Genomic DNA, 24,907 nt, shown 5'->3' with positions numbered 1-24,907 from the left:
CACCGAAACCCTCAAGCCCGCCATTCAATGGCAGAATCTGCGTCACTGGACAGTTTTGGAGACCCTCATGCTGCGCGTATTTGAACGACGCCTCGACCCCTTCCCACCCGACGAAGCGCCGCCGCCACCTGTGGGTCTGGTACGTTTTCTGTGGGCCTGCACCCGGGGTGCGCGTGGCTACATCCTCGCCCTGGCAGTGCTCAGCGCCTGTGTATCGATTTACGAAGCCTGGCTTTTCTCGTTTCTTGGCCAAGTGGTCGATCTGCTGTCGACCTGGAAGGACGGCGGCGCCACCGCAGGCGAAGAAAGCCGAGCGCTGTGGGGCATCGGCATTGTGCTGGTGATCAGCGTCGGGCTGGTGGCCATGCGTACGATGGTTCAGCATCAGGTGCTGGCGATCAACCTGCCGTTGCGGCTGCGCTGGGACTTTCACCGCCTGATGCTGCGGCAAAGCCTGTCGTTCTTTTCCGATGAATTCTCCGGCCGGGTCACCACCAAGGTCATGCAGACCGCGCTGGCGGTGCGGGACGTGCTGTTCACCCTGATTGAAATCGCGCCCGGCATCGGCGTTTATTTCATCGCCATCATCGCGCTGGCCGGCGGCTTCGCCTTGAAGCTGATGCTGCCGTTCCTTGCCTGGATCGTGTTGTTCGGCCTGGCGATGCTGTACTTCGTGCCGCGCCTGGGCAAAGTCGGTCAGGAGCAGGCCAACGCGCGGTCGTCGATGACCGGGCGAATTTCCGACGCCTACACCAACATCACCACCGTGAAGTTGTTCTCCCACTCCAAACGCGAAGCGCAGTTTGCCCGCGCGGCGATGGAGGACTTCAAGCACACGGGCTTTCGCCAGATGCGTCTGGTGAGCCAGTTCGAAATCGTCAATCAGGCGCTGGTCGTCGCGTTGATTCTGGGCGCAGGCGGTTACGCCCTGTGGCTGTGGCATCAGGGTGACGTCGGCACTGGCGCGGTGGCGGCGATTACCGCGATGGCGCTGCGCATCAACGGCATGTCCCACTGGATCATGTGGCAGATGACCTCGCTGTTCGAGAACATCGGCACGGTGCAGGACGGCATGGCGACCCTGACTCAGGGCCCTAAAGTACAGGACGCGCCGAATGCAAACTCGCTGAAAACCACCGGCGGCGCGGTGACCTTCGAGAACGTCAGCTTCAACTACAACGGCGAGCGCCAGGTGCTGGAGGGTTTGAACCTGGCCATCCGCCCGGGCGAGAAGATAGGCCTGGTCGGCCGTTCAGGCGCCGGTAAATCCACGCTGATCAATCTGCTGCTGCGCTTCTATGACGTGGACAGCGGCGAGATTCGCATCGATGGTCAGAACATCAAGCAGGTCACGCAGGACAGCCTGCGCAGCGCCATCGGCATGGTGACTCAGGACACCTCGCTGCTGCATCGGTCCATACGCGACAACATTGCGTACGGTCGGCCTGACGCCACCGATGAGGAAATCCACACCGCTGCGGTCAATGCCCAGGCGGATGGGTTCATCAGTCAGCTCAGCGACAAGCATGGCCACAGCGGCTACGACACGCTGGTCGGTGAGCGTGGCATCAAGCTCTCGGGCGGCCAGCGCCAGCGGGTTGCCATTGCTCGCGTGATGCTGAAGAACGCGCCGATTTTGCTGCTGGACGAAGCCACCAGCGCGCTGGATTCGGAAGTCGAAGTGGCGATTCAGGAAAGCCTCGATGAGATGATGAAAGGCAAAACCGTGATCGCCATCGCCCACCGGCTGTCGACGATTGCAGCCATGGACCGGCTGATCGTGATGGACGACGGGCGCATCATCGAACAAGGCACCCACGCTGAACTGCTCACCAAGAACGGTACTTACGCGCGTCTGTGGCATCACCAGAGCGGTGGGTTTCTGGGTGAGGATCAAGGCGTGCCTGAAGCGGTGGATCAGGTATAGCGGGCAGACTCGCGGTATAAACGCGCTGAACGACGGCTTGGGGCGCAGCCGTCGTTCGACGCGGGCCGCGCCGACCCACGACAGCATCGTCCATCAGAATCCTCTAGTAGACCGACTTACTAGGATGTATTCTCCGACGCTATGAATACTCCCCAAACACGTGGTTCATCTGATGTTCGTCAAGGCATCCTCGACGTCGGCCAGCGCATCATGGCCGCCAAGGGGTATTCCGGCGTTGGCCTGAACGAAATTCTGGCCGCTGCGGGCGTGCCGAAAGGCTCCTTCTATCATTATTTCGGCTCCAAGGATGCCTTCGGGGAGGCGTTGCTTGAGCACTACTTCGACGACTACCTCGCTGACATTGATCGCATCCTCGGCGAGCCCGGCCTGCCCATGGGCGAGCGCTTGATGAACTACTGGCGCGTCTGGCAGGACACGCAGTCGTTTCAGGAATGCCTGGGCAAATGCCTCGCCGTGAAGCTCGGCGTTGAGGTGGCCGATCTGTCGGAAACCATGCGCGCCGTTCTCAAGCGAGGCACTGCCGGAATCACCGACCGGCTCGGCAGCGCGATCGAGGCTGGCGTTGCCGACGGCTCGCTGCCCGCCTGCGAGAATCCTTTCGCCGTTGCGCAAAGCCTGTATCAACTGTGGGTCGGGGCCAGCGTGATGGTCAAGATTGAAAGAAGCCTTGCCCCTTTTGAAACAGCCATGGCGACCACGCGTGTGATTCTGCGCCTGGCCTGATTGGCGCACGGCAACCGTGCGCCGCACCATCTGCAACCCCTCATCCCTGGTTCACGCCGCCATGACGCCTGCCGGCCTCGTGCGGCCCAGCCCATGCACCTCATTTGCGCGGACCTCTCCATCGCTCAATCAACGCGCAAATAATTTTTTGAATTAACTCTAGACGACTGGTCTACTCAGGATTATGGTGTACCTACTTTAGCCCGTCACAAGGAATACACCCGATGAAAGTTCTCATGGTTCTGACTTCCCACGACACCCTCGGCAACACCGGCCGTCCTACCGGCTTCTGGCTGGAAGAGCTGGCCGCGCCCTACTACGCATTCAGCGACATCAACGCTGAAATCGTTCTGGCTTCGCCACAAGGTGGCCAACCTCCGCTGGACCCGAAGAGCAACGAGCCCGACTTCCAGACCGACCTGACCCGTCGTTTCGAGAAAGACGAAACCGCCAAAGCCCTGCTCGCCAACACCGTTCGCCTGGACAGCGTGTCCCAGGCAGATTTCGACGCTGTGTTCTACCCAGGCGGCCATGGCCCTCTGTGGGATCTGGCCGAAGACAAAAATTCCGTTCAGCTCATCGAGTCGTTCATCGCAGCCGGCAAGCCCGTCGCTGTCGTCTGTCACGCCCCTGGCGTGCTGCGCCACGTGAAGAGCGCCGACGGCACGCCACTGGTGAAAGGCAAGAAGGTCACCGGCTTTGCCAACAGCGAAGAAGAGGCGGTCGGCCTGACCAATGTGGTGCCTTTCCTGGTGGAAGACGAGCTGAAATCACTGGGCGGCGTCTACTCCAAAGGTCCGGACTGGGGCTCGTACGTCCTCACCGATGGTCTGTTGATCACCGGTCAGAACCCTGCTTCCTCCGGTCCTGCGGCAGACGTGCTGATCGAAGCACTGCAGAACAAATCGGCCTGATCACCGCCCAGCGCGAGGGGTGTTCGCACCCCTCCCCGCTTCTCACCTTCGCAACGAGATAACTGCCATGAACTGGTAATGAACGGATTCAACCCGACCCCAGGCCCGACTTTATGTCGGGCTTTGTCGTTTCTGGGCGAAGGCGAATAACCAAACAAACACGGCTTTAACGGGTCTACCACGGTGGTGGCGGGCATTGATGAACACTCATGATGCCCATTGCAACTGGATCTGTCGTTTACGGCGATCGCAGTACCAACCCCTCTATCGCGAGAGAAAAAATGGCTCAGGGAACGAAAGCGGCATTGCAGAGTGAAGCGGTTGTCATGACTGCTCATGGCACCTATGACAGCTATGTGGGCACGGCGGATGACGACACCATCACGGGCACCACAAAGCGGGACTTCATCTCTGGCGGCGATGGCGATGACATCCTCATCGGTTGGGGAGGGGGTCCCGACCCGTTCAGCAACGCACAGGATCGCTACAACGGCGGCGCGGGCGTCGATACGATCACCAGCCACTCCGCTTATGTCTACGGGAACACGTTCGTCTACACCTCGGTGACGGACAGTTACTTCGACAAACAGGGCTCCCACTCGGACCTGATCAAAAACTTCCAATCCACTGACGTACTTGACCTGACAGCCCTCGGGCTGGAACGCGTTGGTAATGGCCACAACGGCGATCTGGCAGTGACCTACAACGCCGACGAGGACATTACCTATGTTCGCTCGCTGGATAAAAACGCCCAGGGCCAGGCATTCGAAGTCAGACTTGAAGGCGATCACGCCGCTGAGCTTGGCACGCAAAATTTCGCCCTGCGTTACGACCTGACTGCAGAAAGCACTGGCCGCGAACATGGGCTAAGCGACAAGCAATACGTCATCACCGGGACCGATGGCGATGACTTTCTGGTCGTTCCCCGCTCCGGCAACATCGTAACCGGTGGAGGCGGAGCGGACGAGATGTATGGCGGCGGCTCCCGTAACACGTTTGTCTTCGAGCATCTCACCGATAGCTTCGTGAACGACGGCACAGGCCAGTCCAGCGTTGACCTCATCCACAGCTTCAGCCTCGGTGACGGTGATCTGCTGGACGTTTCGGCACTGGGGTTCACCGGCCTTGGCAATGGCTACAACGGCACGCTCAATTACAGCTACGACAATGAAGCTGGTTACGCGATTGCCCAATCCTTCGAGGCCGATGAAGACGGCAACCGATTCGCCGTGCACCTGACGCAATACGACCGGGATCCGCTTACCGGCCTGCAGGACATGGATCGCTTCACCTTTGCCGGGGACAACGCAGCAGACCGCGCCAACCAGACGCTGACTGGCGATAACCACCGTGACACGTTCACCAATTCGACCGCGGGCGGCATCCTCGTCGGAGGCGGTGATGATGATCTGTTGGTGGGCAACACCGGGGTCGACACCTTCCGATATGTCGAGAAGAGCGACAGCTTCCGGGGCAATTCGGACTTCATCAAAAACTTCGACGCCACTCAGGACCGCATCGATGTTTCAGCGCTGGGTTACACAGGCCTTGGCGATGGCACCGATGGCACGCTCAAGGTGATCTATGACACGGCTCTGCACCGCACCTACCTCAAGGATTACGAAGCGGACGCTGACGGTAACCGATTCGAGATCAGTATCGACAAGAACGTCGCCAAGACTTTCAGCGCCGATAACCTGATCGTGGCTGACGCGAGCGCTGCGCATATCGAGCTTGTGGGCCTGGCACCCGCTGACCTGCACCCAATCGGTTGAATCGATAAGCGCCCTTCCAAATGGCAGGTACGAAAAAGCCGTCGCAGGTGCGACGGCTTTTTGCAGCATGGGCGGTGACACAGCTTCTCCCATGCGGGTACTGCTCACTGACTCTCAGTCAACGCTTTTGGCCCACACCGCCTGGGCGTTGGTGAATTCGCGCAACCCGAAGTGGGACAGCTCGCGACCATAGCCACTCTTTTTGACGCCTCCCACCGGGATGCGCGCGTTAGTGGCCGGAAACCCATTGATGAACACGCCGCCGGTTTCCAGACGCCGGGCGATGCGTTGCGCACGCGGAATATCCTGGGTCCACAGGCTGCCGCCCAGTCCGTAGTCACTGGTGTTCGCCAGCAGGATAGCGTCTTCAGCGTTGGCGGCGATGGTGATCGCGGCCACCGGCCCGAAAGTTTCTTCATCGAATGCGGCCATGCCTGGCTTCACATCGGCCAGCACGGTAGGCGCATAGAAGTTGCCGGGACCGTCGATTTTCTTCCCGCCCAGCAGCAACGTCGCGCCAGCTGCAACAGTGCGTTGAACCTGACCATCCAGCTCATCGCGCAGATCAGCACGAGCCATCGGGCCGACATTGATGGCGCTGTCCAACGGATCGCCCACTTTCAGTTGTTCGACCGCCGCAACGAATTGGCGGGTGAATTGCTCGGCGATCGGCGCCTCGAGAATGAAGCGCTTGGCCGCGAGACAGACCTGGCCGGCGTTCTGGAAACGCGCTTCGACGGCGGCTTTCACCGCAAGGTCGATGTTCGCGTCGGCCAGCACAATAAAGGCGTCCGAGCCGCCCAGCTCCAGCAGGCTCTTCTTGAGCGCCTTGCCTGCGGTGGCCGCCACGGCAGACCCTGCACGCATGCTGCCCGTCAGTGTCACTGCAGCGATGCGCGGGTCTTCAATGGTGCGGGCCACGGTGTCGTTGTCGGCAATAAGGTTGGTGAACAGCCCTTTTGGAAAGCCCGCCGCCTCGTAGGCTTCTTGCAACGCGTAAGCCGAGCCCATGACGTTCGGCGCGTGCTTGAGCATGAAGCCATTGCCCGACAACATGATTGGCCCGGAGGCACGAATCACCTGCCACAGCGGGAAATTCCAGGGCATCACCGCCAGCACGGTGCCGATCGGCAGGAAGGACACATGGACTTCATCGTCGCCGTCTACATTGACCGGCTCATCGGCAAGAATCGCCGGGCCGTTGTCGGCAATCCATTCAAGAGTGGCTGCGCACTTGTCGACTTCACCACGGGCCGCCGCCAGGGTTTTGCCCATTTCAGCGGTGATCAGCGCAGCGAAGGGTTCCGACCGCTCACGGAGGATGGCTGCCAGACGACGGTAAGCCGACACTCGCTCAGCCATTGGCGTGGCGCGCCACAGACGAAACGCCGTAGCGTTCACGTCCAGCAACTGCTCGACGTCACTTTGCGTCTGGAAGGGATAAGTGGCGATCAGCTCACCGGTGGCCGGGTTGCGTGATGTGGCGACGTTTGCGGTGGAGATCGTGCTCAGGTCAGACATCGTGATTACCTCGTTGGCGGTCGGTGCAGCACATGTGCGCTGCGATGACCGTCACTCTAGGCAAGCCCGAAATAGCCAGGAAGGCGTGTTGTTATCCTATGACCGTGAGTCATAGGCAGTGTGGCGGGGAATGTAGGTCACCAGCGACAGGTCCGGCCGCCCTTCTGGCGTCAATGCGACGTAGGTGAAATCGATATGGCCGCTGATGGGGTGCAGCAGGCGCTTGCGACCCTCTTCGAAGCCTTTGACCTCGGTGTCCTGCCACCACTCTTTGAACTCGGGGCTCTGCGCCGAGAGTTCTTCGATCAGGCTGTCGAACGGTGCCTTGTCCTGGGCCAACGCGCGCGATGCCCGAAACGCACTGATCATGCCCCGCGCCATCTGCTCCCAATCCAGGATGATGGTGCGGTACGGAATGTACAGAAACAGCAGACGCAGCGTGTTGCGCTCATGGGGTTGCAACGAACCGTAGTCGACGAACAGCTCGGCGATGGCGTCGTTCCACGCCAGGATGTCGAGGCGGGCGTTGCGCACATACGCCGGAATCGGGTTGATCGCGCGCACCAGCATTTCCAGCCCGGCCGTCACCCCGCCGCCGGTCGCAGCAACCGGCACTTCCAGCGCGGAGAGCGCGTACAGGTGCGCGGACTCCACACGGTCGAGCTTGAGGACTTTGGATATCCGTTCCAGCGCGTCCGGCGAGGGCTGAATGTCACGGCCCTGCTCAAGCCAGGTGTACCAACTGACGCTGACCCCGGCGAGCGCCGCCACTTCTTCGCGGCGCAATCCCGGCGTGCGCCGGGGCCCCTCCGGTAGACCGAAGTCCTTCGGATCAAGGCGGGCCCGCCGGCTGGACAGGAAATTGCCGAACTCGCGGCGCTGCTCTATCGACGGTCTTTTCGCCATAACTCACTCGTGATCCATGCTGTCGTTTATCGCCGACAATCAGGCATCGTGGGTCATGGTCTGGCGTGGGTCAAGCCGGTCAAGGTATCGGCGATGGCTTTAGTACGCCGCGCCGTGCCTTCGGTGGCCTGGTTCGAGTGTTCCAGGGAATCGAGCATTTCGCGCAACGCGCCGACGCCGGTGGACTGGTCCTCGATCTGCTGCGCCACCCGCTGAATCTCGCTGGAGAGCAGGTCGATGTCGACGCCAATCTCCGCTGCGTTTTTGCGGGTGATTTCCGCCAGCTTGCGCACTTCGTCGGCGACCACGGCGAAGCCTCGGCCCAGGTCCCCTGCCCGCGCGGCCTCGATCGCGGCGTTGAGCGCCAGCAGATTGGTCTGGCCGGCGATTTGCTGAATCACCTGCACGATGGACTGGATCCGCAGGCTCGATTCCGCAAGGGCTCGTGCGCCGACCACCGCTTCGTCCGCCTGGCTGACCAGCGCTACCACGGTATTACCGGCGTTTGTCGAGACAGTGTTCTGCTGGTCAATCGTTCCGGCCAGATCGTCCATGGACAGGTGCAGCTCGCCGGAATAGTGCTTGATTTGCGTGGACATCTCTTCCTGCTGCTGACCGGCCTGGGCAAGGACCCTACCCAGTGCGGCCAGGCCCTCGAACACGGGCAGCACTTTGGTATCCAGCCCGCGAGTGTCCAGCGCATTGTTGAAATCGTTGAGCTTGAATGCCTCGATCTGCTTCACGATGACGTGGTTCAAACCCACCATCTTTTTCAGCTGGCGGCGCAGGAAAAACGCCTTGAACTCTCCGTAGTGGGCGATGAAATTGTCCACGTACTCATCCGTGAATGACGCGCCTTTTGCCACCCGGAAGAAAAAGATCGCCGTGAGCGTCTGGTTCAGGTTCAGGCCGAGAATTTCGCCGAAGGTCGAGAACCCCACCACCGGCACGTCACCGAACAATCCGGTCATGCTGCCCAGGTCCTTGCCGTTGTTGGCCCGACGCAAGATGCAATCGTTGAGGATCGCCGCCACGGGCTGCCCGCCCTTGCCGCGCAGGAATTGCTCGTAATCCACCTGGGTGGCTTCGCGCAACGGGGTGCGCTTGACCATCACCAGCTCCTCGCCGGGAGCCACGTCGCAGAACAGCTGAATGATTTGCTGTGCATGATCGATGCGCGCGATCGATCGCACGAACAACTCGCTGCCCACGCGAATGGCGAAGGAGTACTCCGCGAGGTTCTTTTCCAGGGCGTGAGCGTCGCAACTGAAGGCGTTACACAGGGCCTGGACCATGCTCATGATGTTGCCCTGGCTGTCGATCACCTGGTCGATGGTGCGGTCTTCGACCGACGCAGTCAGGACACTGAAGGTCAGCCCGGCGGGTTTGAAGTTCTGACTTTTGAACACGCCGAACCGTATGTCGGCAGCGGTCTTGATGAAGACAATCTGCGCATGATTCTGATAGCTGCGCTGGCCGTCGTGGATCAGCGTCTTCTTGAAATCCGACTTGCCACCAGCCGAACCGCCGACAAAAAGGCATGGGAAGCGACCGGACTCGTACAGCGCTTCCATGAAGAACGATTCGGACGCCGACAAGCCGTCGAACACCACATAGGCCAGGGTGTCGCGGTGGTCGATGGCCGTGCTGACCTGGGCACGCTTGATATTGTTGACCAGTTTTTCAATACGCTCACGCATTTCCATGCGCTTGCCGCCGCTGCGGATGTCTTCGCATTCCAGCGGCACCATCACCACTTCAGCGGAGGCAATCACGCTTTTTTCGAAAAGCTGCAAGACGATGCGGTCCCAGCGATCGCCCGTCGCACAATACAAACCGGTCGCACTGTTGCACAGCTCGCCGGAGGTGGTGCACAGGCTCAGCGCGCTGCCGGGAAAGCGCTGCTTGATACGCGCCGCGACCTGATCGATGTCCAGATGGGGAGAGACGAAACCCGTCACCAGAACGGGAACCGAACGCACGCCTGCCAAGGCACGATCCAGTTCACCAGCGGTGCAGTTAATGCTGATCGCTTCCTGACGGTTCGCGCGGGATCGGTTGAAGAGTTTGAGTGGGTTCATCGTCGGCTCACTAGAAGGGATCGCTGAGCGCATGACTGCATACGCGGCAGCTTTCCTCTGTATCGGCCGTGGAAAATCTGACTTGAAGGACAACCCGCGGGATTGGTCGGGGGGGGCGAACCTAAGCCCGCATGATTGCTTCAGTTTCAATCGCCGTCGGTGCGATGGATGCGAAAGCCGTGGCGCCCGCCGCGAAGGGGGCTTGAGCGTGAGCGCCGGGATTTCATAATCTCCGGCGTTCTGTCGACGCCCACCTGTGGCGGCGCGACCTCATTGCTTCGACGATCAAAACGACGTCCTGCCCGCCGCACTGATGCTGAGGCCTGCATCTGTCATGCGCAATCAAGGCGCGCTGATCCCATCGCTGAATCCTGGAGCCCCGTCGTCAGCGAAGGCCAAACCCCATCCGGATCAATTGCTCAACCAAATGTTCACGGCCATGGAGGTTGGAGGTGTCACGAAGTCGGTTGACGACTTGTTCAGACCAACCGTTTGCCCTCATCCCCTCGCGCTGGTAGAAAGCCCCCAACCGCTGATCATACGCGGCGACTGCGGCCGGCTCTGGCTCCGCCGCGTAGGTTTCGTGGTGAAGCACCGCGGCCTGTGGAAGCCTCGGTTTGACCTTCGCGGGCAGTTCGCTGGAGGGATAGCCGACGCAGAGGCCAAATACGGGGTAAACGTGTGGAGGCAGTTCTAGCTCCTTGGCGACCCCCTCGATGTCATTGCGAATGGCGCCGATGTAAACGCTGCCAAGCCCCAACGATTCGAGTGCCACAACGGCGTTTTGAGCCGCCAGCGAAGCATCTATCGTGCCCAGCAACAGGCTTTCGAGGTAGGGAAGCGCGTGCAGTTCGGCGTGCTGCTGCTCGGCTACACGGGAGACGCGAGAAAGGTCGGCAAGCCATACCAGAAACAGCGGCGCCTGTCGGATGTAAGCCTGGTTGCCGGCCAGCGCCGAGAGGCGCGCCTTGCGATCCGTGTCCCGCACCGCGACCACGCTCCAGACCTGCAGGTTTGAAGAGGTGGCTGCAGACTGCGCAGCAGCGACCAGTGTTTCCACCAGCCCATCCGGCAGAGGCTCGGTGCTGAAAGCACGAACGCTGCGATGGTCGAGCAATTGATCGATGGTATCGTTCCAGGTGGTGAGCGCAGACGCATCGGGCTCGCCGTACCGCGCCGCCATTCTGGATTGGCTGGTTGTGGTCATAAATCTCTCCAAAAAAGTGATGCGAGGCTATCAAATCGATGCCACAGGCGCATGCTTTGGGTAGGCATTTTCATGCAACCGCCCTTCAAACTGAGCCATCCGAGGAAAGCCATTTGTCAGCAGAGCCTCTTACTGCGCGTGACACCTGTCAGGTCCTGCGTGACATTGCCCTCGGCATTCGGGTGATGCGTCGGGTGGACGGCAACGCTCAAGTCCAGACCGACAGCGGACTGATGACCGTCGATGCCGATGGCTGGCTGATCACGTTTTACAAAGAGCACAACGCCCTGGACCACTGCGACCGCTGCCTCAGCCCCGAAGGCCGGGCCTATATGTTTGACGCCCGCCAGCGTTACGGCACTGATCCCCTTGAGCTGCTGAGCACGTGGGAACGCGGTCAGCTGGAAACGCTGCTCTCCCTCATCTAATCGAACACTCATACACCGCGCGTCAAAAGAAACGGGCTCGGCCCCATAGCGTGGGATGACGGAACCAAAGCGGATCAGTTGCCACTCAAGCGGTATAACGTCCGGAGCGATACGGGTGCGTCTTCTCAAGGCAGTGGCAGTGCGCAAGGCAAGGCGTGAGATGGGCTGGAAGGCTCTGACTTACTGACTCAACCCGACCACCTACCTTCAGACAGGCAAAAAAATCTGGAAAACCCGTTTTCATGGGCCTTCCAGATTTTCAAATGGTGAGTCGTGCGGGATTCGAACCTACGACCCATTGTTAGAGACAAACGGCCGTAAGACTCGCTCCAAGCCCCCGTGACATAACGCGCTTAGCCCAAGGCATTCGGCAATGCAGCCCCTAATGAATCCCCATTAAATGCGACTGACCCGCTCCGCCTGGGACGGCGCTTTGTGACCCAGGCGTATCAGTTCGTTGGAGAAACACAAACCAGCGATGATCAGGGCCGCTCCCAGATAAAGGCTTTCGCGCGGTACTTCATTGAGGGCGACAAATGCCAGCAGTGCCGCGAAGAGCGGTTCGGTCAGTTCAAGCGCTTGCACCTGGGATGGCTTGAGGTATTCGATGGCCTTGGTCGTGCAGAAAAAGCCGAGGATGGTCGGCAACGCGGCCAGCGCCAGCAATGCGGCAATCGCGATGGATGACAGCTCGCCTATCACGAAGCCATCGGCGGCGGCAGGCATCAGCAGGTACAGGCTGCCGAAGAAGAGCAGTTGACGAGTGAAATGCAAGCCTCCTGAAACACCCATTTTTTTCATCGCAACTGAAAACGCTCCGTAGCCACAGCCTGCGACGGAGGCCAGCGCTGCGCCTTCCAGCGTGAAACCCTGCTGCAAATCAGCGCCGAATATCACTGCAATCCCTGAGATGGCAAGTGCGGCACCCACGGTTGCGTTTGCAGTGATGGGATCCTTCAGGAACAGGCGCCCCAGAATGATCGACGAAATTGAGGCACTGGCCATGAGTACGACGACGACACCCGCGGCGGCGTAATGCCGGTAGGCGGAAGTCTCGAAATGGAACAGCACGAAAATACCAAGGAACGCGCAGATCGCCGCCTGGCTCCATTTGGCGGCTGAGGTCGGACGCTTGAGAAAAAGCAGCACGATCGAGAGCAGGATGCACCCCACTATCGTTTTGATGACGGCAACGCTGCTGGAAGTGAAGCCATTGCTCATGAGCACCTTTCCGAGTTCATCGAGCGCGCGTTGGTGCGCGCCACGTCAGCGATCCGGCCTCTCATGCCGGCGGGGAGACGGATAACGAATTTTTCTTCGTTGCGGCGCAGGGGCTGATTAATCATTTCGGTCTCCAGGAGGGATTGGCAGGCTCTGGCCGCAGCGGGTTGAAGGGCAGTGTGCTTCCTTGCAACCGATAAATTCGGCAAATGGCACTTGGCTCTGTCCGTCGATGAAAGAGATGTACGGCGCGGATTCGCAGTCGGTTTCCCACAGTGAGAGGTTGATGCGGGCAGTCATACCTAAGCGATCAAGGTCGAGGTGCAGCGAGGGCAGTACCATGAGCTCCTGCGTTACGGCGAAACCGCTGCGAAGCTGCAAAACGGCGATGTACAGATAGTCCGTGATGCCTTGCGAGCAATGCGCAAACAGCACGTGGCCCCCTGAGTAGACATCTGATTTCGGTATCAAGGTGCCCAAATGGAGTGTTGATGCCTGGCTGAATCCTGCGAAATCGACATCGCCCTCGACATATTCCTGGAGCCATCGACTCAGCGGGTAGGTGTCTTCGTCTGAGTTGAAGAAGCCCCGTGCCGTAGGAGTAGCATCGTCAAACCTGTCATGTAGATGTTCGATCAGTTGGCTAACGACTTTCGATTCGGGCAGCACGGAATCGCGCAAGTAAAGCTGGCCACTCGCGCTTTCCCCGGTCTTATCGACGTAATGAATAATGCAGTTATGAACAAGCATCGGTTGCCTCCTGCTGGAACTGGCGGTGACAGCGATCTGCACGACGCAGCTGCGCTTTGGCGTTCAGCTCAGCGCGATAATCGCTCGGTGTGGATGATGTGAAGATCGGAGGCATACCCGCCTTGGTGAACCTGATGTGGCCACCCTGAGTGCGGGATACCTTCCACCCATGTGAAAGGGCAAAGTCCATTAGCAGACGAATGCCTTGCCTGGCTGACCTGACGATCGTGCTCATTCAGCGTTTCCCCCGCGCTCAAGTGCATTTCCTGACTGCACCGCGACTATCTCCGGCTCGGACTCGGGAAATTTGGTTTCAAGCTCGGACAGGAAGTAGCCCAGCGCCTCGCGGGAGCCGGAGAGGCGAAACACCACCGTGCAGTGCTGCGCATCTGCCTCGAGCAGTTTCTCGATCTCGTAGCTGCTGCAGGTGGGGCACTGCAACACTTCTGCTTCGCCAAGGGCTGACTCAGGAGCCGGGACGCACAGGCGAACCTGGTCCAGCTTAAAGTGGGCATCGCAGTTGCTGCACCAGTGGGTGATTGGATGGGTAAAGGGGATGGTCATGCGCAGGCTCCTTGCCATGTGTTTGGGCTGAGGTTGGCGAAGCGGGTTTGACTGGGGATGAAGGCGGTTCGGACTGCCCCGGTAGGGCCGTTTCGCTGCTTGCCGATGATCAGTTCGGCGATGCCCGCAGATTCGGATTGCGCGTTGTATACCTCGTCGCGGTACACAAACATGATCACGTCGGCGTCCTGCTCGATGGCGCCGCTGTCACGCAGATCCGCGTTGATCGGGCGCTTATTCTGGCGCTGCTCCAGCGCTCGATTGAGTTGCGAAAGCGCGATGACCGGACAGTCCATCTCTTTGGCCAGCGCCTTCAGTGACCGGGAAATGGTGCTGATCTCATTGGCCCGGTTTTCTTGTCCGGGACAATTCATCAACTGCAAGTAATCGATCATTATCAGGGAGGGATGCCCGTGCTTGCGGGCGGCTCGCCGGGATTTGGCCCTCAATGCGGCAGGGGTCAGGCCGGATGCGTCATCAATGACCAAGCGGTCCCCGTAGTCATTCATTCTGGCGACGGCTGAAGTGAGCTTCGGCCAGTCCGCGTCTTCGAGATCACCCCTGAGCAGCCTGCGCAGATCCAGCTGGCCGAGAACCGCGAGCAGCCGGTAGATCAGCGCTTTGGCTGGCATCTCAAGGCTGAACACCTGTACCGATCTGGACTTCTCTTCCTGCAGCGCAGCGTCTACGAAGTTGAGCGCCAGTGCCGTTTTTCCCATGGAAGGACGTGCGGCCAGGATGATCAGATCTGCCGGCTGCCAGCCCGTGGTCATCTCATCCAAGTCAGTCAGGCCGGACGGGAGTCCTGTCAGGGTCTCGTTGTTGTTAAAGCGCTGGTCAATCTCCCCGATGACCTTGGTTAGCTGCTGGTTGAGGTCGATGAAATCCGCTGTGGTGTTGTCCTGCCCCAGCGCAAACAACTGCTGCTCGATCGACTCTTGAACCTCGCTGGCGATGGCCTGTTGGTCAGCGGCTTCACGTGAACACTGGAAGCCGACCGAAATCAGCCTCCGGAGGTGGGCGCGGTTGCGAACGATCTGTGCGTAATGTTCGATGTTGGCGACTGAGGGCGTGTTCTTCGCCAGCTCGCCCAGGTAGGCCAGACCTCCCGTTGCAGCGGGCTCTGCCAAGGCATCGTCGACGGTGACGACGTCGAACGGAATGGCCTGGCTCGCTAACCCGGCAATGGTGCGAAAAATCAGCCGATGCTCTTGCTTGAAGAAGTCCTCTTCAGTCAGTTGGTCCGCAATCAGGTCCCACGTGTTGTTGTCGAGCAACAAGCCGCCGAGAACGCCCTGTTCAGCTTCGACAGAGTAGGGTGGCGCAAGGTCGAGAAGGCTCATTTACCACCCCCGAAACCCAGTGCGCCTTGACTTCGCCCCTCCACCGCGCGGTGAAGATTTGCTTTGGCGCCCTGATCCCAGCCGGCGATCATCGATCCCGCGTCGTGACCTTTGGCCTCCAGCGGTTCGATGGTCAGCTCCTTCAGATTGGGGTGATGCACGCCCAGGTACGCGAAGATCTCACCGCGAGTGGACTCGTCCAGACCTCCAGCGAATTGAGCGACTTTGTATGAAATTGCGTTAAGCCAACCCTCCGTGAAGAGCTGACCCCGGCGCCGTTTAGTCTTGAGCTTGCAGCGTTTTTGTTGGGCGACATGGCTGCGGCGCGCAGCAACGAGCTGGTGATGCAGGGCCGAGTAGGTGTAGGCCGCCAGCTCGGGAGCAATGCCCTTCCCGAGGAACTTGAACGACCACCCGCTCGTGAGATGGAAGTAAGCCAGATGGTCGCAATCAAAGGCAGTTGCGCACGTTGATGCCAGGGAATGCAGCCAGTTTTGTGGAGGTCGACGTGTGTGGGTGACGACGCTGGCTTCATCCACGAGATGAGCTTTAACCTCCGCGCCTTCGAGGTTGTATTGCTTCATCAGATTGCGGGCTTGCCTGAGCGCCGTTTCGACCTCATTGGGTGATGCGCCCTGGGAGTTGGCCAACGCCATGAGCTTGGCGACTTTGCTGAGGACCTTCTGCTTGTCCATCATTTGCCGGTCCTCCGCAGTTGCGCATCGGAAAGCACTGCGGCCCACAGACGTACCGTCTCCATTTCATAGGAAGCTCCCAACACGCTGGCGCGAACCTCTTGCACTGCCAGTTGCAAAGCGTTGAATCGCTCCTGCACGCTCTTTCCATCGTCAGTGAGCAAATACAGCTCGACCTCTTCCCGTAATTCGCTCCCGAACGCCTCGACCTTGTTTTCCCAGTAATGGTTTTGGCCTTTGTAAACGTGGGACCTGGGAGGGGAACTGACGTAGTTGCGAAGCCTCAGTGACATTTCCACTGGCGTGTAAAACGGCTGAAAGCAGCCCGCGCGGCTGTGGACCAACACAAGCCGGATGATCTCCAGTTTTTGGTCGATTGTTGCGCTGAGCAGAGGGTAGGCCGTAGCGACAAGCTGTTTGGCTTCGCGCTCGCGCTGTTTCTGAAGCGTCTTGGCCGACACCTCGGTCCGTTGCCGCTTTTCTTTTGCGTGCTCAATGTTGAGACCCACTGATTCGATCAGTCTGGCGGCGTCACGCAGGAGCTGAACCTGCTCGGCGCTCAGCGTTTCCCCGAGGCGTCCGAGCGGGAAGTACCCACCGGCAGTCAAGCCTTGTATCTCCCGAGCCATTGTCGTGAGCTTCGTCTGCAGCTTGCGCAGTTGCTGAGCGCTTTGGTGCTTGCCGAGCTCCAGCACCACGTCCGCGCTGATATTTCCAGGCTGAGTCATTGAAGGATTTGCCATGTCAGTGGCCTCCCTTCACGCGTGACTCGATAACGGTCTCGGTCATTGCTTCGAAGCGATCACGCCACTCGGGGAAGAGCTCGATGGCGAGCTGACGAACAATCGCCAAGGCTGCAGGCGACTTGCGATTGGAGGGCTGCCGATACTCCAGCCGATGCGCCGGCACTCCCAGGGAAGCCGCATTTCGAAACACCACGGCCGCTGGGATGGTGTTGTCCAACACGCTGATCTGCGAGTTGTCGTAGAAAATCTCCCGCACCGACTGCTCGATCATCTGCGCGTCGACGGTCAGATCCAGGTTGTTGATGACGATCTTTACCGGCGGGATGGTCATGCCCAGACGCTCATAGGCGCGAAGGCCTTCCAGCATTTGCATGGTGCCCCGGCTGAACTCACGGGCCGCGAGCATGTTTGGCAGAAGAGGGGAAACGACCAAGTCCGATGCCAGGACAACCATCTCAAGCATCGCCGAGCGAGCACCTTGGGTGTCGATCAGCACCAGGTCGAAATGATCCTCGAAGGCCGGCATCAGGTTTGCCAACCGTAGGCGTCCATCCGGAGCCTGCAGCAGCAAGGTATTCAGCTGGTTGTTGACGTCGTTCGAGATGACCAGCGAGAGGTTCGGAATCGCGGTGCTGGAAATGATGCGGAGCGGGTCAGTCGCATTTAGCGCGAGTAACTCGTAGATCCCGCCCTGGGCTTCTTCCACCAGTTGGTAGTACGAAGACAGCGAAGGCTGCGCGGGGTCTAGATCGATGAGAAGGGTTCGAAGCCCGGCGTCGGCGCACAACGCGCCGAGATTGGCTTCGACGGTGGTTTTTCCAACGCCGCCTTTGGTCGAAACGACCGAGGTGATTTTCATTTTTTGGAGCCTCTAATGTGGATTCATTAGAGGCTGCGTTGCCAAATACGTCGGGCTAAGAGCCTTATGCCACGGGGCTTGGAGCGATTCTTACCACCAATTGTCTTTTAACCAATTGGTCGTAGGTTCGAATCCCACACGACCCACCATTTCGAAAATCTGGAAGGCCCATGAAAATGCGGATTTCCAGATTTTTTTTTGCCTGTCTGAAAAGCAGTAGGGCGTGAGTAAAGCTCCGAACTGAGGCGATGCAACTGGGAACTGGGCACGACTACTCCCTCAGTTTCGCTGTGTGCCAGGCGACTGCAGCTTGTTGAAGCTGTCCACCTCCTTTCGCCCTGTGCATTCAATCACCTGATGCGCGCCGCATCTGACTGGCCGTCTACCGAAGCGCGATGTGATGCTTTTGTGGGTCACCCCTTCCAGCGACATCCGGATAGCTCAGGTGGCCTCGCTGGAAGTCGCAGACGTGCGGTATCCCAGCGGAGCCATCAAGCCTGAGGTGTAGTCGCGCGCAGACCTCACCACGGGCCGTCGCCCGCGCATTGTCTACCTGACCCCACCTACGATCTCTTCCTGCCTTGCTCCAACGATCGACCCAGTGAGAATTCGGCACGCCTTCGCGGTTGCTCTCTCATGGTGACATCAGTAATGATTGTTGGATCCATATCTGCGCAAGAATTGTAGCTGCCCCATCAGCCTGCTTACACGGCGGGCTTTGGCAGCATCTTCACATCCTCGAATTTCGCCCCGTCGATACGGGCCAACCTCTTCTCGGACGACAAACCAGTACAGGGAACGACATCAATGCAATCTAATTTCAGCAAAGGCGTTATTTTCGCGCTCTCCGCTGCCGCACTGAACGCAACCATTGGGGTGCTCAGCAATCCTCCATCGCCTGGAGCACATTGAGGAACTGGAGTCCGCTCTTGAGCGAGCGACTCGAGTCATCGACCAACTGCTAGGGGATTCTCAACCCCTAGCCAGCTCGGGAGCCAAGACATGAAGCATTCCTTAGCGAGCATGAAGGATCAGTTGCTGAAGCCGTCATTTGAACAGCGGGCCCCCGCTGCGGAACGCATGAGCGATCCGATCGTCGACACTTCGATGGTCCTGACGCTGGATGAGACGTTGCCATGGGACACCAACCCTCGCACGGCGCGCAATCCGAAGTACGACGAACTCAAAGAATCGATCCGCCATCGTGGCCTCGATACGCCGCCTCCCGTCACACGACGGCCTGGCGAAGACAAATTCCGTATCAGGAATGGCGGCAACACTCGGCTCGCCATCCTCAACGAGCTGTACAGAGAAACCGGAGACGACAAGTACTTCAGGTTTCACACGCTATTCCGTCCGTGGGATGCCTTGCGTGGGGAGATCATCTCCCTGACGGGCCACTTGGCAGAGAACGATCTGCAGGGGCAGCTCCTTTTCATCGAACGGGCGATCGGCGTGGATAAGGCCCGCCAGCTTTATGAGGCGGACGCTGGGGAGAAGGTCTCGCTGAGGGAGCTCTCTCGCCTACTGAAGGCCGATGGCTACCCTGTCTCAGCGTCTCACTTGAGCCGGATGCAGGACACCATCCGCTACCTATTGCCGGCTGTTCCAGGGCTTTTGTATTCAGGGTTGGGGATAGATCGGATATCGAAGGTGCTGGCCCTGCGTAAAACCAGCCGGCAGTGCTGGGAGCAGCACGCCGAGGGACTGGAGCAGCCACTGGACTTCGACCAACTGTTCCAGGACGTGCTTGCCCAGTTCGAAGGCGAGGCTGACGAGTTTCTGCTGCAGCGATTTCAGGATGAGCTGATTCACCAAATAAAAGGACCATTGGGGCTCGGCTACGAAGCGGTGCTGCTAGAGATTACGCAAAATCAGGATCAACTTCGTCGATCAACCTCAGTGGCGGACATGCCGCCGAGCGCGCTTGTACTGCCCCCCACCGCAGAGCCCGCCCCCGGCATCGCTGATGCCGAGAGCGGGCCCGCCAAACCCCTGCCATTGGCGGCGCAATCCCAACCCGATGCCAAACCACCCTCCAGAACCGTTGATACACCTCCATCTGAGGGCCCTCAATCGACGACGCTTAGCCAGTCGGAAACCCAAGCCCGACTGGAGGGCCATATCGCAAGCCCGGTGACGACCTCCTCCCGGGTTCAGCAGGTGAAACAGCAACTCGCAGCGATAGATGGAGAGCAGCTACCGGACTTCGCCGCCGATGCGCTGGTAGCGATTCCCGTCCAAGCAGGCGGCCTGCACCCGATCTCGGACCTCTGGTACATAGAGCGTGAAATCGATACCCAGAAAGAACTGCGGCTTCACATCGCCCAGCTTGCCAGTGAAGTCGCGGCGTCGGTCAACGCGCCGGGAGAGATCTACGGAATCGAAGGAGGCATCGGTTTCAGTTACCGGCATCCCGACGACGAGGCAGAGGTGAATGCGACAGCACAACACACGCTGACACTGCTCCAGTCCCTAAGCGGCTCGATCGCGATCGCCCTGAACATGATTCAGCAGCAGCCTGAGATGCCCAAAGATGCCCTCTCCGACTTTGAGTTCGCAGCGGGACTTGGCCAACTCCTGCTGGGACAGTCGGCGGCAAAGGACGGCGTCCCGGACGACGCAGGGCGGTTGAGCGACGGCGCCCTCGTCAAACTCTTCCGCATCATCCGCTTGGCCAGACGCTTGATTGATCTCGAAATCAAAGCTCTTGGTGAATCAGTTGGGTCGGCTTCTAGCTGACTGCAGCCCATGCCAGGGAGGACCAGTGATGTCCAAGACACCTATCAATGAAGCCATTCTTTCTCAAGTACTGCACAACGTGCGCAACGGCCAGTTGCGGCGATGTTTCGAGATGGGCCTGGAGCCTGCGCGCATCGACGAAGTTACCACCACGCTCAAACAGATTGGCGGCACCGAAGCAGTCACTGCAGCGGCAACTGGCCGACGGACTCCGCCACCTGGTGCGCGACAAATTCAAACTGAACCAGCCTGACGGACCGTCAGATGGGTGGCTCGCCGACAATGCACTGTGGCTCGTCAGCAAGCCGATCGCAGATCAACTGCGGGCATACCTGCTCGCACAGGGTGTCGAAGGCGTGCCGAGCTCGAACGCGCCATTTTTCAACATGCTCCAGGATCAGGGGGTGATCCAGACTAATACCCAAGACAAGGCGATCTGGAAAATTGCCATTGATAACGGCAACGGCTGGAAGAACAGCTTCACCGTATTGAAGCTTTCGCCGGCCTTGATCTGGACAGATCCTAAAGATCGACCGTCCCCGTATTCCGGCACGGTGACAGTTGAGGCAGGCGACGCCAACGACGGCGCCGAAAGCGCTGTGCAGCTTCCCCAGCAACAGCCGGGTAGAGAGGCACCTGCCGCAAACATGCCCCCAGCCCCAAGTGTCGCGCCGGTTACCTCACCAGCGATCCCCGCCCCTGCCGAGATTGCGTCGCTGCTCAGCCTTCTGGAGAGCGTTACCAGTTCTGAGCCGCCGCCAGAGATTCCGGTATCCGCATCAATGCCTCCAGATGTGGTGCAGATACGCGAAGCCAGCCCGATCGACCCGCCAAACGCCATCGTCGACGTGCCCACTCCCATGGCAAACGAAGCAGGCGACTTGGGCGCAACCTTCGTGGAATGGCTTCGCGCCGGCTTGGTTTCGCGCCGAATCATCATCAACGACACCAAGGCGCTGGTGCACACCGTGGATGCCACCGCGATGCTCGTTACGCCCGGGATCTTCAAGCGCTTCGTGCAGGAGTTTCCCGCCTTGGAAGCCCAGGCAACCACCAAAAAGATTCATGCGTGGCAGTTGGTACAGCGCGCCTTCGAAAAACAAAAATTGCACAAAAAGACGGAGAAAGGTTTGAACATTTGGACGTGTAAAGTTGCCGGTCCCAGAAGCACAAGCAACTTAAAGGATACCTGCTGAAGGACCCTCTCACGGTCTTTGTCGATGTGCCTTTTGACAATCCTAGCTTGAGCATCGAAGCATTATCGGTGACTGCGGTATGAGCACAGCCATGGACCTGACCCACGACTACATCTTCACTCACGACCTGAGAGAATCGACGGCCAAAATCTATCTCGCCGCCACGCGAGCTTTGCTTCGGCACTTTGGAGAAACAAGCCCGGTTGAGTCCATAGATCACCGGTCAGTGCTCGGATGGCGCCGCGGGGAACTGGAACGTGGTCTCGCTAAACAGAGCTGGAACACCTACTCGAATCACCTCCGTACCGTGTGGGGATATGCCATCGAGCATGGGACGCTGAATCACACTTCGATCAATCCCTTCAGAAAGACCGCAGTCATCCCCCCGAAACGGCCGAGTAAAACCATCGCACGGGATGGCATCAAACGCGCGCGCAGCTGGCTCAGGTCAATGGTGGCCGAGGAGAGATGCACGAAAAAGCGATGCAAAGTCACTCCGGCCTGGTTCTGGCTCGGTGTATTCGAGATGTTTTACTACACCGGTATCCGGCTGAACGCTCTGTTGACGCTCCGATACAGAGACGTGGACTGGATCAACAAGATCATCACCGTCCAGGCCGATACGGAGAAGACACACCGAGAGTTTTCAATCCCGATAATGCCTGGGCTGGAGCCGCATATTTTGCGGCTGCTTGAGGCCGCGCGGGATGTCGGATTTGATCCGGATGACCAGCTCTTCAACGTGAACCGGTTTTCCATACATTACCGCTCAGCAGTCATGAACATTGATCAGATCGAGGGAATGTACAAGAAGCTGAGCCAGGAGATCGGCATCCGCATGTCCCCTCACCGCTTCCGACACACGCTCGCGACAGACCTGATGAGGCAACCGGAGCGAAACATTCACCTGACGAAGAGCTTGCTGAATCACTCCAACATCGCCACGACGCTGAGCTACATCGAGGTCGATTACGACCACATGCGAACCGTGCTGCATGAGCGGAGCCTGGCGCAAGGCGCGATAACTTTCGAGCGACGCGTCGATGAGCAGATACCGACCTGTGCCCATCCGCCGCTTGCAGCTCCGGCCGCAGCATCTGAACCGCCGCTGCTACTGGTGGCTCCAGACGCGCCAGAATGTGGGACCACACTCGAGACCGAGCCAGAAGAAGTCGAATTCAGCCACAAGACTTCAGATTCCAAGCACCTGACTCACGTCGCCAGACTTGAGTCAGAGCGGTTTAGCTTGGAGGAGGCATTGCTTCCGATGGGAACGGGGCTGAGTCACGAACTCACGTGGGATGGACCAGGCACTTGGTGGGAGGATCTTGAGTTGCCGAAGCCGCCACCAGAGGGCGAGGCATCAGAGCATTCGCTTATGCTGACACTCATGCTCAACAGGGTTGGGACAAGATCATTTAGCTGGTAGACAGGATGGGCCAACGGCGACAAAACGGTCGGTCCGATCACTGACACCAAGTCATGCAAACCCGCTGGATTACCGAGTGGGATGCATCAAATTCACCAGCTACCCATTACCGTTTTTTTCGACGAAGGGTCGCTGATTTCATTGACTCCGCCGCAGGCGTTCGTCCCTGGGATCGCGCCGATCAATATTGACATCACGTCAACTCGAAACTATGGTTCGCCCCAGACGGCTGCATGTCTGTACGTTCGGCGAAAGTTAGATCCGCCTTCAGGACTCGCGCCCACTGCCTTTCAGGCAAAAAAAAATCTGGAAATCCGCATTTTCATGGGCCTTCCAGATTTTCGAAATGGTGGGTCGTGTGGGATTCGAACCTACGACCAATTGGTTAAAAGCCAACTGCTCTACCAACTGAGCTAACGACCCGCTTCGTTGTGGCGCGTATATTACTGATATTTCACAGTAATTCAACACCCAAGCGAAAATAATTTAAAAATAACGCGTCGGGTCCGTCACACCCGCCGCCGCGAAGCCCTCAGCGCGCAAGCGGCAGCTGTCGCATTTTCCGCACGCACGCCCCTGCTCGTCGGCTTGATAGCAGGAAACCGTCAACCCGTAATCCACACCCAGACGCGTACCGGTTTTGACGATATCGGCCTTGCTCAGCATCTGCAGCGGCGCCTGTATCCTGAAGCCCTGCCCTTCCACGCCAGCCTTGGTGGCGAGATTGGCCATGCGCTCGAACGACTCGACGAACTCCGGACGGCAATCTGGGTAGCCGGAGTAATCCACGGCGTTGACCCCGATGAAGATATCCCGTGCGCCGAGCACTTCGGCCCAGCCCAACGCGAGAGAGAGGAAAACGGTATTGCGCGCCGGCACGTATGTCACCGGTATGCCTTCGCCCGGCGTCTCCGGCACCGCGATGCTGCTGTCAGTCAGCGCAGACCCGCCAATGCCGTTGAGGTTAAGGCCGATGACCTTGTGCTCAACGACGCCCATATCCGCCGCTACCCGCTCCGCCGCCTGCAACTCGGCGCGATGCCGCTGGCCGTAGTCGAAGCTCATGGTGTAGCAGCTGAAGCCATCGGCCTTGGCCATTGCCACCACGGTGGCCGAATCCAGGCCGCCGGACAGCAGGATTACCGCTCTTTTCTCAGTCATCGATTGCTCACTCATTCAGCGCCCCGGCTCGTCGTTCCAGAGGATTTTATGCAACTGCAATTGCAGACGCACCGGGAGGTTGTCGGCAACGATCCAGTCGGCCAGGTCTCTGACGTTCAAATCGCGGTGGACAGGGGAAAAAAGCACTTCGCCGGCGCGACGGTCCAGACCGTACTGAATGATCTTGGAGACGGCCCAGTCGTAATCTTCCCGCGAACAAATCACGAATTTGATCTGGTCGTTGGGCGTGAGCAGGTCAATATTTTCGTATCGGTTGCGTGCCACTTCTTTTGAACCTGGGGTCTTCAAGTCGACGACGCGGCTCACGCGGGGATCGACTTTCGAGATGTCCAGCGCGCCACTGGTTTCCAGAGAAACCTCGTAGCCCGCGTCACACAGCCGCTGAAGCAAAGGAATAGCGTTCGGCTGAGCAAGGGGCTCGCCGCCTGTGACGCAGACGTAGCGCGGGCGATAGCTGGCAACCTGCTCCATCAGTGAATCGAGGGTCTGGATGGTTCCGCCCGTGAAGGCGTATTCGCTGTCGCAATAACCGCAACGCAATGGGCAGCCGGTGAGTCGCACGAAAACGGTAGGCAAGCCTGCCGTGCGCGTTTCACCCTGCAGAGAGTAGAAAACTTCGGTGATGCGTAATGTGTCTTGCATAGGGGCCACGGGCGTAACGGCTAAACAGGCCATCC

At 59.1% G+C, this 24,907-nt stretch carries 21 protein-coding genes, 1 tRNA gene and 3 pseudogenes; 9 read left to right on the top strand and 16 right to left on the bottom strand.

Annotated elements, in window-relative coordinates:
- Positions 1-67: 67 nt before the first annotated feature.
- The 4 genes from SLW75_RS11555 to SLW75_RS11540 all read left to right on the top strand — a co-directional run bounded on the left by SLW75_RS11555 (position 68) and on the right by SLW75_RS11540 (position 5,360).
- Positions 68-1,927 (top strand): ABC transporter ATP-binding protein, encoded by a 1,860-nt coding sequence (locus SLW75_RS11555; RefSeq protein WP_065986746.1) that lies wholly within the window; start codon positions 68-70, stop codon positions 1,925-1,927.
- A 141-nt stretch (positions 1,928-2,068) separates the two neighbouring features.
- Positions 2,069-2,671 carry a TetR/AcrR family transcriptional regulator gene (locus SLW75_RS11550; RefSeq protein ID WP_410934499.1) on the top strand — a complete coding sequence of 201 codons (603 nt, stop codon included), beginning with the start codon at positions 2,069-2,071 and terminating at the stop codon, positions 2,669-2,671.
- Between the two features lie 224 nt (positions 2,672-2,895).
- Positions 2,896-3,585 carry a type 1 glutamine amidotransferase domain-containing protein gene (locus SLW75_RS11545; RefSeq protein WP_065986742.1) on the top strand — a complete coding sequence of 230 codons (690 nt, stop codon included), beginning with the start codon at positions 2,896-2,898 and terminating at the stop codon, positions 3,583-3,585.
- Between the two features lie 281 nt (positions 3,586-3,866).
- Complete coding sequence (locus tag SLW75_RS11540; RefSeq protein WP_410934498.1) at positions 3,867-5,360, top strand: M10 family metallopeptidase C-terminal domain-containing protein; 1,494 nt, start codon at positions 3,867-3,869, stop codon at positions 5,358-5,360.
- 114 nt (positions 5,361-5,474) lie between these two features.
- On the opposite strand, the gene SLW75_RS11535 is transcribed toward SLW75_RS11540, so the two are convergent.
- From SLW75_RS11535 to SLW75_RS11520, 4 genes are all read right to left on the bottom strand, one after another.
- Positions 5,475-6,872, bottom strand: a complete 1,398-nt coding sequence (locus SLW75_RS11535; protein WP_410934682.1) for an NAD-dependent succinate-semialdehyde dehydrogenase — start codon at positions 6,870-6,872, stop codon at positions 5,475-5,477.
- 105 nt (positions 6,873-6,977) lie between these two features.
- On the bottom strand, positions 6,978-7,787 hold the full coding sequence (locus SLW75_RS11530) for a helix-turn-helix transcriptional regulator (RefSeq protein ID WP_065986018.1): 810 nt from the start codon (positions 7,785-7,787) through the stop codon (positions 6,978-6,980).
- 53 nt (positions 7,788-7,840) lie between these two features.
- On the bottom strand, positions 7,841-9,868 hold the full coding sequence (locus SLW75_RS11525; protein ID WP_065986019.1) for an FIST N-terminal domain-containing protein: 2,028 nt from the start codon (positions 9,866-9,868) through the stop codon (positions 7,841-7,843).
- Positions 9,869-10,253: 385 nt separating this feature from the next.
- Positions 10,254-11,075, bottom strand: coding sequence for an NADPH-dependent oxidoreductase (locus SLW75_RS11520; RefSeq protein ID WP_192132110.1), 822 nt, complete (start codon positions 11,073-11,075; stop codon positions 10,254-10,256).
- Positions 11,076-11,188: 113 nt separating this feature from the next.
- On the opposite strand from SLW75_RS11520, the gene SLW75_RS11515 reads away from it, so the two are divergent.
- Entirely contained in the window at positions 11,189-11,503 is a 315-nt protein-coding gene (locus tag SLW75_RS11515; RefSeq protein WP_065986020.1) for a hypothetical protein, read from the top strand.
- A 396-nt stretch (positions 11,504-11,899) separates the two neighbouring features.
- On the opposite strand, the pseudogene SLW75_RS11510 reads toward SLW75_RS11515, so the two are convergent.
- The 9 genes and pseudogenes from SLW75_RS11510 to SLW75_RS11470 all read right to left on the bottom strand — a co-directional run.
- Positions 11,900-12,739, bottom strand: a pseudogene (locus SLW75_RS11510) (DMT family transporter); the annotation flags it as partial.
- Positions 12,721-12,789 carry an Arc family DNA-binding protein gene (locus SLW75_RS11505; RefSeq protein ID WP_410934681.1) on the bottom strand — a complete coding sequence of 23 codons (69 nt, stop codon included), beginning with the start codon at positions 12,787-12,789 and terminating at the stop codon, positions 12,721-12,723. The pseudogene SLW75_RS11510 and the gene SLW75_RS11505, both read right to left, overlap by 19 nt.
- A gap of 52 nt (positions 12,790-12,841) precedes the next feature.
- The gene (locus SLW75_RS11500) at positions 12,842-13,474 is read right to left on the bottom strand and encodes a nucleoid-associated protein (protein ID WP_410934497.1); all 633 of its coding nucleotides are present in this window, start codon (positions 13,472-13,474) and stop codon (positions 12,842-12,844) included.
- On the bottom strand, positions 13,461-13,709 hold the full coding sequence (locus SLW75_RS11495; RefSeq protein ID WP_074891480.1) for a type II toxin-antitoxin system HicA family toxin: 249 nt from the start codon (positions 13,707-13,709) through the stop codon (positions 13,461-13,463). Before SLW75_RS11495 ends, SLW75_RS11500 begins: the two co-directional genes overlap by 14 nt.
- Positions 13,706-14,038: a hypothetical protein gene (locus SLW75_RS11490; RefSeq protein WP_410934496.1), complete on the bottom strand. Its 333-nt coding sequence runs from the start codon at positions 14,036-14,038 to the stop codon at positions 13,706-13,708. Before SLW75_RS11490 ends, SLW75_RS11495 begins: the two co-directional genes overlap by 4 nt.
- Positions 14,035-15,381 (bottom strand): replicative DNA helicase, encoded by a 1,347-nt coding sequence (dnaB, locus tag SLW75_RS11485; protein WP_410934495.1) that lies wholly within the window; start codon positions 15,379-15,381, stop codon positions 14,035-14,037. Before dnaB ends, SLW75_RS11490 begins: the two co-directional genes overlap by 4 nt.
- The gene (locus SLW75_RS11480; protein WP_410934680.1) at positions 15,378-16,076 is read right to left on the bottom strand and encodes a DUF2786 domain-containing protein; all 699 of its coding nucleotides are present in this window, start codon (positions 16,074-16,076) and stop codon (positions 15,378-15,380) included. Before SLW75_RS11480 ends, dnaB begins: the two co-directional genes overlap by 4 nt.
- A complete protein-coding gene (locus SLW75_RS11475) occupies positions 16,076-16,819 on the bottom strand; it encodes a hypothetical protein (protein ID WP_410934494.1) in 744 nt (247 codons plus the stop codon). Before SLW75_RS11475 ends, SLW75_RS11480 begins: the two co-directional genes overlap by 1 nt.
- A 1-nt stretch (position 16,820) precedes the next feature.
- Positions 16,821-17,681, bottom strand: a complete 861-nt coding sequence (locus tag SLW75_RS11470; protein WP_410934493.1) for a ParA family protein — start codon at positions 17,679-17,681, stop codon at positions 16,821-16,823.
- A gap of 1,002 nt (positions 17,682-18,683) precedes the next feature.
- Between SLW75_RS11470 and SLW75_RS11465 the strand changes: the two genes are divergently transcribed.
- The 4 genes and pseudogenes from SLW75_RS11465 (at position 18,684) to xerC (ending at position 23,048) form a co-directional block, all read left to right on the top strand.
- On the top strand, positions 18,684-20,423 hold the full coding sequence (locus SLW75_RS11465; protein ID WP_410934492.1) for a ParB family protein: 1,740 nt from the start codon (positions 18,684-18,686) through the stop codon (positions 20,421-20,423).
- Between the two features lie 28 nt (positions 20,424-20,451).
- Positions 20,452-20,586, top strand: a pseudogene (locus tag SLW75_RS11460) (DUF2857 domain-containing protein); the annotation flags it as partial.
- A gap of 1 nt (position 20,587) precedes the next feature.
- Positions 20,588-21,702 (top strand): annotated as a pseudogene (locus tag SLW75_RS11455) (helicase/relaxase domain-containing protein); the annotation flags it as partial.
- 8 nt (positions 21,703-21,710) lie between these two features.
- Positions 21,711-23,048, top strand: coding sequence for a tyrosine recombinase XerC (gene xerC, locus SLW75_RS11450; RefSeq protein ID WP_410934491.1), 1,338 nt, complete (start codon positions 21,711-21,713; stop codon positions 23,046-23,048).
- A gap of 347 nt (positions 23,049-23,395) precedes the next feature.
- On the opposite strand, the gene SLW75_RS11445 is transcribed toward xerC, so the two are convergent.
- The 3 genes from SLW75_RS11445 to queE form a co-directional block, all read right to left on the bottom strand.
- Positions 23,396-23,471: transfer RNA gene (locus SLW75_RS11445), tRNA-Lys, on the bottom strand.
- Between the two features lie 63 nt (positions 23,472-23,534).
- Positions 23,535-24,209, bottom strand: a complete 675-nt coding sequence (gene queC / locus SLW75_RS11440; RefSeq protein ID WP_167355802.1) for a 7-cyano-7-deazaguanine synthase QueC — start codon at positions 24,207-24,209, stop codon at positions 23,535-23,537.
- Positions 24,210-24,224: 15 nt separating this feature from the next.
- Complete coding sequence (queE, locus tag SLW75_RS11435) at positions 24,225-24,872, bottom strand: 7-carboxy-7-deazaguanine synthase QueE (protein WP_065989715.1); 648 nt, start codon at positions 24,870-24,872, stop codon at positions 24,225-24,227.
- Between the last annotated feature and the right edge of the window lie 35 nt (positions 24,873-24,907).

Origin of the sequence: Pseudomonas sp. W5-01, assembly GCF_046540435.1 — a bacterium.
Classification (GTDB): domain Bacteria; phylum Pseudomonadota; class Gammaproteobacteria; order Pseudomonadales; family Pseudomonadaceae; genus Aquipseudomonas; species Aquipseudomonas graminis_B.
The sequence above is the reverse complement of the archived record's forward strand: the minus strand, read 5'-3'. Positions and strand labels throughout refer to the sequence as shown.

Bases quoted from the DNA above. Each gene is read 5' to 3' on its own strand.
- SLW75_RS11555 (WP_065986746.1), top strand. From the start codon at position 68: ATGCTGCGCGTATTTGAACGACGCCTCGACCCCTTCCCACCCGACGAA.
- SLW75_RS11550 (WP_410934499.1), top strand. From the start codon at position 2,069: ATGAATACTCCCCAAACACGTGGTTCATCTGATGTTCGTCAAGGCATC.
- SLW75_RS11545 (WP_065986742.1), top strand. From the start codon at position 2,896: ATGAAAGTTCTCATGGTTCTGACTTCCCACGACACCCTCGGCAACACC.
- SLW75_RS11540 (WP_410934498.1), top strand. From the start codon at position 3,867: ATGGCTCAGGGAACGAAAGCGGCATTGCAGAGTGAAGCGGTTGTCATG.
- SLW75_RS11530 (WP_065986018.1), bottom strand. From the start codon at position 7,787: ATGGCGAAAAGACCGTCGATAGAGCAGCGCCGCGAGTTCGGCAATTTC.
- SLW75_RS11525 (WP_065986019.1), bottom strand. From the start codon at position 9,868: ATGAACCCACTCAAACTCTTCAACCGATCCCGCGCGAACCGTCAGGAA.
- SLW75_RS11520 (WP_192132110.1), bottom strand. From the start codon at position 11,075: ATGACCACAACCAGCCAATCCAGAATGGCGGCGCGGTACGGCGAGCCC.
- SLW75_RS11500 (WP_410934497.1), bottom strand. From the start codon at position 13,474: ATGCTTGTTCATAACTGCATTATTCATTACGTCGATAAGACCGGGGAA.
- SLW75_RS11495 (WP_074891480.1), bottom strand. From the start codon at position 13,709: ATGAGCACGATCGTCAGGTCAGCCAGGCAAGGCATTCGTCTGCTAATG.
- SLW75_RS11490 (WP_410934496.1), bottom strand. From the start codon at position 14,038: ATGACCATCCCCTTTACCCATCCAATCACCCACTGGTGCAGCAACTGC.
- dnaB (WP_410934495.1), bottom strand. From the start codon at position 15,381: ATGAGCCTTCTCGACCTTGCGCCACCCTACTCTGTCGAAGCTGAACAG.
- SLW75_RS11480 (WP_410934680.1), bottom strand. From the start codon at position 16,076: ATGGACAAGCAGAAGGTCCTCAGCAAAGTCGCCAAGCTCATGGCGTTG.
- SLW75_RS11475 (WP_410934494.1), bottom strand. From the start codon at position 16,819: ATGGCAAATCCTTCAATGACTCAGCCTGGAAATATCAGCGCGGACGTG.
- SLW75_RS11470 (WP_410934493.1), bottom strand. From the start codon at position 17,681: ATGAAAATCACCTCGGTCGTTTCGACCAAAGGCGGCGTTGGAAAAACC.
- SLW75_RS11465 (WP_410934492.1), top strand. From the start codon at position 18,684: ATGAAGCATTCCTTAGCGAGCATGAAGGATCAGTTGCTGAAGCCGTCA.
- xerC (WP_410934491.1), top strand. From the start codon at position 21,711: ATGGACCTGACCCACGACTACATCTTCACTCACGACCTGAGAGAATCG.
- queC (WP_167355802.1), bottom strand. From the start codon at position 24,209: ATGACTGAGAAAAGAGCGGTAATCCTGCTGTCCGGCGGCCTGGATTCG.
- queE (WP_065989715.1), bottom strand. From the start codon at position 24,872: ATGCAAGACACATTACGCATCACCGAAGTTTTCTACTCTCTGCAGGGT.